We start from the raw sequence: 7,833 nt of genomic DNA on the forward strand, positions 1-7,833 counted from the left end.
CGCAAGGGATATGAATGTGACATGTTTCGTCGTATTTATCACGATATCGGGTAAACACACGACAAAACCCTTGAATATGGTGCCCAGGCCTGCAATATTTCTTCAAGGAAACAACGGGTTTTATCGGGGAAATGTGTGTACGATTTACATCTGCTTCGCGGCTTATCGTTCAAGGGGGGACGGAAGTATCCTCTCGGGTCTGGAACATGGGCGGGTTCATACTGCGTAAAATAGGGGGCATGACTGTTACGTTCCCTCCCCAGGTTTCCGATATTTTCAACCCGCAGCACTGGCGCATCGTTGACGGGTTTGAGGATTTTACCGATATCACCTACCACCGCCAGGTGCAGCGCGACGAGACGGGCGAAATCCTGCGCGACTTGCCGACCGTGCGCATTGCTTTTAACCGGCCCGAGGTGCGTAACGCCTTTCGCCCGCATACCGTGGATGAACTCTACCGGGCGCTCGATCATGCCCGCATGACCTCGGATGTAGGCACTGTGCTTCTGACCGGGAACGGCCCCTCCCCCAAAGATGGCGGGTGGGCGTTCTGTTCGGGCGGCGACCAGCGCATCCGCGGGCGCGATGGCTACCATTACGCCAGCGGCGACACCGCCGAATCTATTGACCCTGCACGTGCCGGGCGGCTGCATATTCTGGAGGTGCAGCGTCTTATTCGTACCATGCCCAAGGTCGTGATCGCTCTGGTCTCCGGGTGGGCTGCGGGCGGCGGGCATTCCCTGCACGTGGTTGCGGATTTGACTATTGCCTCCGAAGAATACGGCAAGTTTAAGCAGACCGATGCGACCGTCGGCTCTTTCGACGCAGGCTACGGTTCGGCGCTTTTGGCGCGGCAGGTTGGGCAGAAGTTTGCGCGCGAAATCTTCTTCCTCGCCAAAGAGTATGATGCACAGCGCATGTACGAGATGGGTGCCGTTAACGATGTGGTGCCCCACGCAGAACTGGAAAATAAGGGCCTGGAATATGCGGCTCATATTGCCCGGCAGTCTCCGCAGGCTATTCGCATGCTCAAGTACGCCTTCAATCTGCCCGATGACGGTATGCTCGGGCAGCAGGTTTTCGCGGGCGAGGCAACCCGCATGGCGTATATGACCGACGAGGCTGTGGAGGGGCGCGATGCGTTTCTGCAAAAGCGTGACCCCGACTGGTCGAACTATCCCTACTACTTCTAGGGTTTCACGCGTTGCAGAATAACCGTTCTGTTGTGTCGGAAGGCCCTCGCGTTCCCCGTAAGTCCCGGGTGAATAGCGGCGAGGCGGACTCCGCGATAGGCGCATTCCCCGGTTCACTCACGCCGCTTCCTGCCCCACGCCAGGATGCGCTGCATCCGCACGCGGTTCTCCTCAGCGCCGATGAGCCCGCCGATCCGCAAGAGATTCTGCGCGCCTTCGAGCGCTCTCTCACCGGGGACTTGCCGAACAATGCTCGCGATAATCAAGACCCGCGCGGGCGAATAGAAGACTCGGAGTCTATTGCCCTCGTGGTGGGTACTTCCGGGTCCACGGGTGCCCCCAAACAGACGGCGTTAAGCGTGCGGGCGTTGCGGGCATCCGCTCGGGCGACCGAGAGGTTTTTTGCTGACTACCCTTCGATCGGTTCGTCGAAGCCTCGGCGGGTGGTTTCTGAGGACCCGGCGCAATGGCTTCTTGCCCTGCCCGCGCACTATGTGGCGGGAGCCCAGGTTCTCGCCCGGTCGGTGCTCGCCGGAACGACACCGGTAGTTGCTGCATCGGTTACCGACGGGGTTAGTTTCACGCCCGAAGTATTTCTGAATGCCGCCGAACGGCTCAGCTGCGCCCGCCGGTTCGTTTCTCTTGTGCCCACGCAGGTGCATAAGCTCCTAGAAGCCGCCGAAGCCAGCCCCGCACTGGGGTCAGAGATTTACGATGCGCTCGGCCAGTTCACCGGCATCCTGCTTGGCGGTGCCCCGGCGAGCGCGTCCCTGCTGACGGCAGCACGAGAGCTTGGGTTGAACGTGGTCACCACCTATGGCAGCGCAGAAACCGCCGGTGGGTGCGTCTATTCGGGGGTAGCGCTGCCCGGGGTGCGGCTGCGTGTGGTTCCCGAGGACGCGGGTTTATTAGACAGTTTTGTGGCGAGTTCTGCTGCGGATGCCGGGCAGAACGGCGACTCTGCGCCAGGGCACACCAAGAATACCGGGCGCGTTTGGCTTGGTGGTGAGCACCTTGCCAGCGGGTATATGGGCGATAACGCGCGCACCGCATCCCATTTCTTCGTTGATGCCGACGGGTGCCGGTGGTACCGCACCGACGATTACGGCTCGCTCACACCCACTGCCCCGAATGCGCCAGAGGACGAGGGCGCCCCGATGCTGAACATTGTGGGACGCTCCGATGATGTGATTATTACCGGAGGGGTCAAAGTTTCCGCTCGGGCAGTTGCCGCCGTTCTTGAAAGCCATCCGGCGGTGCGTGAGGCTGTGGTCATGGGCATTCCCGATGCGCGCTGGGGCTCGGCGGTGGCTGCCGCGATCACGCTGCGGGGCGCATCCGGGGCGCAGAGTGCACCCGATACCTCCGAGGCTACATGCGATATGCTGCGTGAGTTCTGCACCGACAAGCTAGGTGCGGCGGGTGCCCCCAAATTTCTGAGGATACTCGCCGATTTTCCGACCGCAAGCACGGGCAAACCCGACCGGCAGGCTATATACAGTATGCTGTACAGAGAATACACAAATACGAGGGGCTAAAGACCCCGCCAAGAATCAGTTTTCGCACGCTCGCTACCGGAGGGATCACCGTGGCAACACCCGCAGAGTGGATTGAAGGCGCACGCCTGCGCACCTTACCGCTTGCCGTCGCCCCTATCATCGCCGGATCAGCCGCAGCGTACGAGATTGATGCGTTCAAGCCCTGGTATGCGTTTTTAGCGTTTTTGGTGGCGTTTTTTCTACAGGTCGGGGTGAATTACGCAAACGATTATTCCGACGGTATCAAAGGCACCGATGAGGGCAGGGTTGGTCCGATGCGCCTTGTCGGTTCCGGCGCGGCAAGCGCGAAATCTGTCAAATACGCCGCGTTTTTGTGCTTTGCTCTAGCCATGTGTTCCGGTTTGATTCTGGTGGCGTTGGCAAACCAGTGGTGGTTCTTGGCGATTGGCGCCTCCGCGGTCTTCGCCGCTTGGGGGTATACCGGCGGTAAACACCCTTACGGTTACATGGGTTTGGGCGATATTTTCGTGTTTGTCTACTTCGGACTGGTCGCCACCTTAGGTACCCTCTACACGCAGTCTCATGAGCTGACAGTGACCGGGTGGGTGTCTGCGATAGCTATCGGACTCATATCCTGCGCCCTGCTCATGGCAAATAACGTGCGCGATATTCCGACCGACCGTGAATCCGGCAAGCTTACGCTAGCGGTGCGGCTTGGGGATTGGCGAGCGCGCATCGCCTATTGTGCTGAAATGCTGATAGCACTTCTCATAGGTGCTTTTGTGGTTCCGCATAATCCCTGGTTTTTGGTAACTTTTATTCTTCTGGGACCAACCGTTCATTCTTGCGTAACGGTTTTGTTTAAACAGGGACCGGCGCTTATACCCGTACTCAAACAAGCAGGAATTGTGGCACTAATCTATAGTATTTTAGTTGCTATTTCAGTATGGCTACATGGATTAAATCTATTGAGTAATACCGTTGAGGTTTTCACAGGGTATTAAGAATATGCACCACTTTGCCGAAAACGCCCTGAACTCTGTTTTTACCGCGTATTCCCGCCATCCTACCAGCATCTCCCCCCCCCATACCAAAAAGGCTCTTTATGTGAATAAAGCAAGTTCTCTAAAACTTTATTCACATAAAGATTCTTTTTATACCCACAGGGAATGTGGGATGCTGCGGAAGGATCTCACATGTTCCCACATTGTGAGTTTTTCATGACATAATTCATCTCTTTTTTGCATGTCATATTGACATTTGAAAAAATCTTTATTTACATTAATAGTAATTTCAAGTGTTGACATATCATTCACTCAATTACATAGCGACTCTTGAATCACCACTCTACCCACCTGAAAGGACACTTTCGTGCGCCATTCACTTCAGGGTGCCGTGCAGCGTGCACCCTTTTTTCTTGCAGCATCTTTGCTTGTATCGACAAGTTTTATCCCCGCGAATGCGGTCTCTACCCCTAACGAATCCGCATCGTACACCCACACCGTCTCTGAGAGAAGCGACGATTCCGCTTCCGCAGTAGCACCTCTCAGCGACGACGTTCTTAACGCCGACCCCCAGGCATCGGTTGTGGCAGGTCAGGAAGGCGAGAACCCGGGGGCTATTCCCGAGGGAGACCCGCGAGTCATTACCTATTGGACGACCGAGCGTATGGAAAACGCTATTCCTGCAGATAACGTAGAGGATCCCCAGCAGGAGATCAACAATGCCGTCTCTCCGATGGAGACTGAAGAGCAGAATCCCGAGATCGTTTCTCAGGAGGAAACTAACGAGTCCGGTGAGGAATACACCCCGCAGACTCTCACTCAGGAAGCTGACGAGCCTGAAACCACCGCTGAGTCTGTAGACCCCGTTCTGCCCGAACAGAAGGGCGCACGCAATGGTGTGCAGCTTCAGGGTGCATCCAAGGTAACGAACTTCTCGCACACCAACGGCAAGATTTTCTACACCGATGCCAGTGACGGTAAAAACTATGTATGCTCCGGTGCGGCAATCAACACTCCCACCAAGCGTACCGTGGTAACCGCCGGTCACTGCGTGCACGGTGGAAAGAATAAGACCTGGCACCGCAACATCGTGTTCGTTCCCGGCTACAACCGGGGTGTGCGCCCACACGGCACCTTCAGCGCACAGTACCTGCGTGTTGCCAACGACTGGGTTCAGTACGGTCAGCCCACGGGCGGTACTGGCGACAGCTACAAGCACGACGTTGCTTTCATCAAGACCAACACCAACGAGAAGGGTCAGCTCCTCGTGAATATGGTAGGTGGGCACGGCTTGAATGTGGACCGCAGCCCCATCTTCGAGAGCACCGTCTTCGCATACCCCGGCAACAAAGAGTCCGGTAGGGTTATGCACGCCTGCTGGGGCAACACCCACACGATCCGCATTACCCCCTACTACTTCCCCACGCTTTCGGGATGCGAGTTCGCGGGCGGATCCTCAGGTGGCCCGTGGCTTGCCGACTACAATAATGCGACCGGCCTGGGCAAAGTCCAGAGCGTAACCTCGTTCGCAACTAATAACAATACGTCCGTCTCGGGTGCGATCTTCGACCGCCCCGTCTGGGACATCTATCAGAAGGCAGCGAAAGACTAAGAGCTGCCGAGCAGGTAGTTTTTTGGTCGAGCGGGTAGGAAAACACTACCTGCTCGACCAAAAACTACCTGCTCGCCACCTGATACACATAAGATGCGGCATCTCGTGCCCTTGCCACCGCCGGGTGGTTTGGGGCTGGGGTGCCGCATCTTCGTTCTATGGAGGCAGATTTAGCGCTGATGGGAGAATATCTTAGAAGTCTTCGCCCGAAACCTTCTTATGCTCATCGACGAGCTGATCTTCGAGCGTGCGGTTCTCTGTCTCATCTTTGTTTTTAATGGTGGGGGCGCGTTTGAAAATTTTACGCATATCCGCGCTGGCGGCGGCGTGAAGTTTGGGAAAGAAAATATACGCCAGGGCGAAGGCGCATAGAATAGCGGCGGGACCAGCAATAAAAATACCCGCATCTATCAGCATAAAAAGGTAAAAGAGTACTACGACGAGGCCGAGCCGCAGCAGTGTGTACTTGAACAAGTTCATAACATCCAGTGTATCGGGGTTGCGATAAGCCCCCCAAGCAAACGAGATGCGGCACGCCGGGCACGTCACAGATTATTTGACAGTTTTCATTGTTGGTTATGCTCGGAGTGTGTAAAACTAGAGACTATGATTCGAGCCATGATGATTATTGGTGCTTTCGCCCTGGTGGTGGGGCTAACTCTATATACTCTCTTGGATGCGCTGCGCACGCATCAGGACCAGATGCGTACCTTCCCCAAATGGCTGTGGATTATTGCGGTGATCTTCTTCCCCGTCGTGGGACCTCTCCTGTGGCTTCTGCTGGGCCGCCCGCGCGCCGTGCGAGCCCCTAAACCGCGGCAAGGCGGCGGGTTCACGGGTTCTCGGCGAGGCACGCCGCCACCGGCAACATCTTCACCCGACGACGATGAAGAGTACCTGCGCTGGCTCAAGACGAAGGCCGACCGTCAGCGCCGATCCCGCGAAAAGGATGCGGGCACCGGACCCGCGGACGGCGGCACGGGTGAACGTTCTGACGGCGAGAGCAACGGTTCCGGTGAGAAAGGTAGTTCAAAATAGGTTCTAGGACTCATTAGATATCTTGCGACTTGCGGGAGTTTTCTCTACTGCGCGACGCTACCGATGTCGCTCCATCAGACAACGCCACCAAACCCGCATTCACCGTAGAATTCAACGCCAACAGCTTCCAACTAGGCGAAGGATGAACAACGCCAAGGTGCCCCAACCCCACCTGCAGATAAGACCCCAAACTATCTGAAACTATAAACTGCTAAAATCCTACCTACTGTGCAGCCTCTGTGCACGAGCCATACCACGACGCATAACATCCTCAACCTCAGACACCCACGGTGCACCCACAACATAACCAGCCCACCACGGAGCCACCAACAACACCACCGGATAACCCCACACCCACAACACACCCAGAACACTCACCACCAACAACACACCATACACCCACCCCGAAACCTTCCACCCCAACACACGCTTCACCAACACCGACACCGCCACCCCGGTTATCGTCACCACCACCACAGGAAAAATCATCGGAGACGGATCATACCCCTTCCAATGCATCGCCGGAATACCCACCGCAAAAAAAACCAACCATGAATAGCATCACCATAAAGGCAAAGGACATAAACGTACTCTCAGTTCTCAGCTCCCGTTCTTGTGCCTCTACCTCCCGAACCTCAAGCTCCGCAAGAAACACCGCCAACTCACCCGGCGACATCCGACTACGACGCCGCAACTCCAACAACTGATACAGCAAAACCCCCGGATACAACCCCGTCACCACAGCAACAAACCCAAACATAGACGGAAGATTCCACGGATACGGCAAAATCCCCACCACCAACATCCCCACATGAGGAGACGCCAACCAAATCAGCTGCGACACAGTACTAGCATTCAGAAAATAAAAAAGACACCCAGTATAAACCGTCCCAAACACAGGAAACAACAGCACATACCCATAAAACAACACATTCTCACCCACCGGAAGAGAACGCGAGGTCTGCAGAATAAACCCCAGCAAAGGCCACCCAATCAAAAACTGAGAAATCCCAATAAAAATCCCAGAACTCCACCAATCAATCGCAGCCAACCACTCTTTCCGAACACCCAAAAACATCTCACCCTTCCCCACCATGTTTTCACCATCTTTCTGCGGATAAGACCCCAACTACACCAACAGCAATCCTTACAAGTGAGTTATCCAAGCATGCACTTTTCCTAGAACCGCATAATCACACCAATTGCTAAAAAAGAAACATCAACCTACTAAAAAATCAAAATAAACTTTAATTAGAATAAGTATACTCCAGCAAAATAAACCAAATATTCATGCCATTTTCTGCGAAAATTAGATATTACAATTTTATTCCATTAAAAATATGCACCAGATATTCAACTCTAGACTTATCTTGGGATATTACCCAATTTACGACGTATAGTATCCTCAACCAGCCCTAGCCAGCTCTCTCCCATCCAAAAAGCAGCCCACCAAGGAGCCACCAACAACACCACCGGATAACCCCACA

Annotated in this window: 8 protein-coding genes; 5 read left to right on the forward strand and 3 right to left on the reverse strand. The window is 54.9% G+C overall.

The genetic code is table 11. The annotated features are described in order from the left end of the window. The first annotated feature begins 239 nt into the window (after positions 1-239). The 4 genes from HMPREF2756_RS01050 (at position 240) to HMPREF2756_RS01065 (ending at position 5,308) form a co-directional block, all read left to right on the forward strand. A complete protein-coding gene (locus HMPREF2756_RS01050) occupies positions 240-1,193 on the forward strand; it encodes a 1,4-dihydroxy-2-naphthoyl-CoA synthase (RefSeq protein ID WP_023133243.1) in 954 nt (317 codons plus the stop codon). Between the two features lie 32 nt (positions 1,194-1,225). Then, positions 1,226-2,731 (forward strand): AMP-binding protein, encoded by a 1,506-nt coding sequence (locus tag HMPREF2756_RS01055; RefSeq protein WP_246825774.1) that lies wholly within the window; start codon positions 1,226-1,228, stop codon positions 2,729-2,731. A gap of 50 nt (positions 2,732-2,781) precedes the next feature. Next, on the forward strand, positions 2,782-3,696 hold the full coding sequence (locus HMPREF2756_RS01060; protein WP_070617323.1) for a 1,4-dihydroxy-2-naphthoate polyprenyltransferase: 915 nt from the start codon (positions 2,782-2,784) through the stop codon (positions 3,694-3,696). Positions 3,697-4,063: 367 nt separating this feature from the next. Continuing rightward, positions 4,064-5,308 carry a trypsin-like serine peptidase gene (locus tag HMPREF2756_RS01065; protein WP_246825775.1) on the forward strand — a complete coding sequence of 415 codons (1,245 nt, stop codon included), beginning with the start codon at positions 4,064-4,066 and terminating at the stop codon, positions 5,306-5,308. 192 nt (positions 5,309-5,500) lie between these two features. Here the strand turns inward: HMPREF2756_RS01065 and HMPREF2756_RS01070 are convergent, their stop codons facing one another. Next, positions 5,501-5,788, reverse strand: a complete 288-nt coding sequence (locus HMPREF2756_RS01070) for a DUF4229 domain-containing protein (protein WP_070617325.1) — start codon at positions 5,786-5,788, stop codon at positions 5,501-5,503. A gap of 138 nt (positions 5,789-5,926) precedes the next feature. On the opposite strand from HMPREF2756_RS01070, the gene HMPREF2756_RS01075 reads away from it, so the two are divergent. Then, the gene (locus HMPREF2756_RS01075) at positions 5,927-6,346 is read left to right on the forward strand and encodes a PLD nuclease N-terminal domain-containing protein (protein WP_246825776.1); all 420 of its coding nucleotides are present in this window, start codon (positions 5,927-5,929) and stop codon (positions 6,344-6,346) included. Between the two features lie 219 nt (positions 6,347-6,565). On the opposite strand, the gene HMPREF2756_RS11385 is transcribed toward HMPREF2756_RS01075, so the two are convergent. Then, positions 6,566-6,835 (reverse strand): hypothetical protein, encoded by a 270-nt coding sequence (locus HMPREF2756_RS11385; RefSeq protein ID WP_070617328.1) that lies wholly within the window; start codon positions 6,833-6,835, stop codon positions 6,566-6,568. 10 nt (positions 6,836-6,845) lie between these two features. Continuing rightward, positions 6,846-7,475 (reverse strand): hypothetical protein, encoded by a 630-nt coding sequence (locus tag HMPREF2756_RS11390; protein ID WP_246825777.1) that lies wholly within the window; start codon positions 7,473-7,475, stop codon positions 6,846-6,848. Positions 7,476-7,833: the final 358 nt, after the last annotated feature.

The sequence above is a fragment of the Rothia sp. HMSC067H10 genome, assembly GCF_001810635.1.
Classification (GTDB): domain Bacteria; phylum Actinomycetota; class Actinomycetes; order Actinomycetales; family Micrococcaceae; genus Rothia; species Rothia dentocariosa.

Coding starts and splice junctions, on each gene's coding strand:
- HMPREF2756_RS01050 (WP_023133243.1), top strand. CDS start 240: ATGACTGTTACGTTCCCTCCCCAGGTTTCCGATATTTTCAACCCGCAG.
- HMPREF2756_RS01070 (WP_070617325.1), bottom strand. CDS start 5,788: ATGAACTTGTTCAAGTACACACTGCTGCGGCTCGGCCTCGTCGTAGTA.
- HMPREF2756_RS01075 (WP_246825776.1), top strand. CDS start 5,927: ATGATGATTATTGGTGCTTTCGCCCTGGTGGTGGGGCTAACTCTATAT.
- HMPREF2756_RS11385 (WP_070617328.1), bottom strand. CDS start 6,835: ATGATTTTTCCTGTGGTGGTGGTGACGATAACCGGGGTGGCGGTGTCG.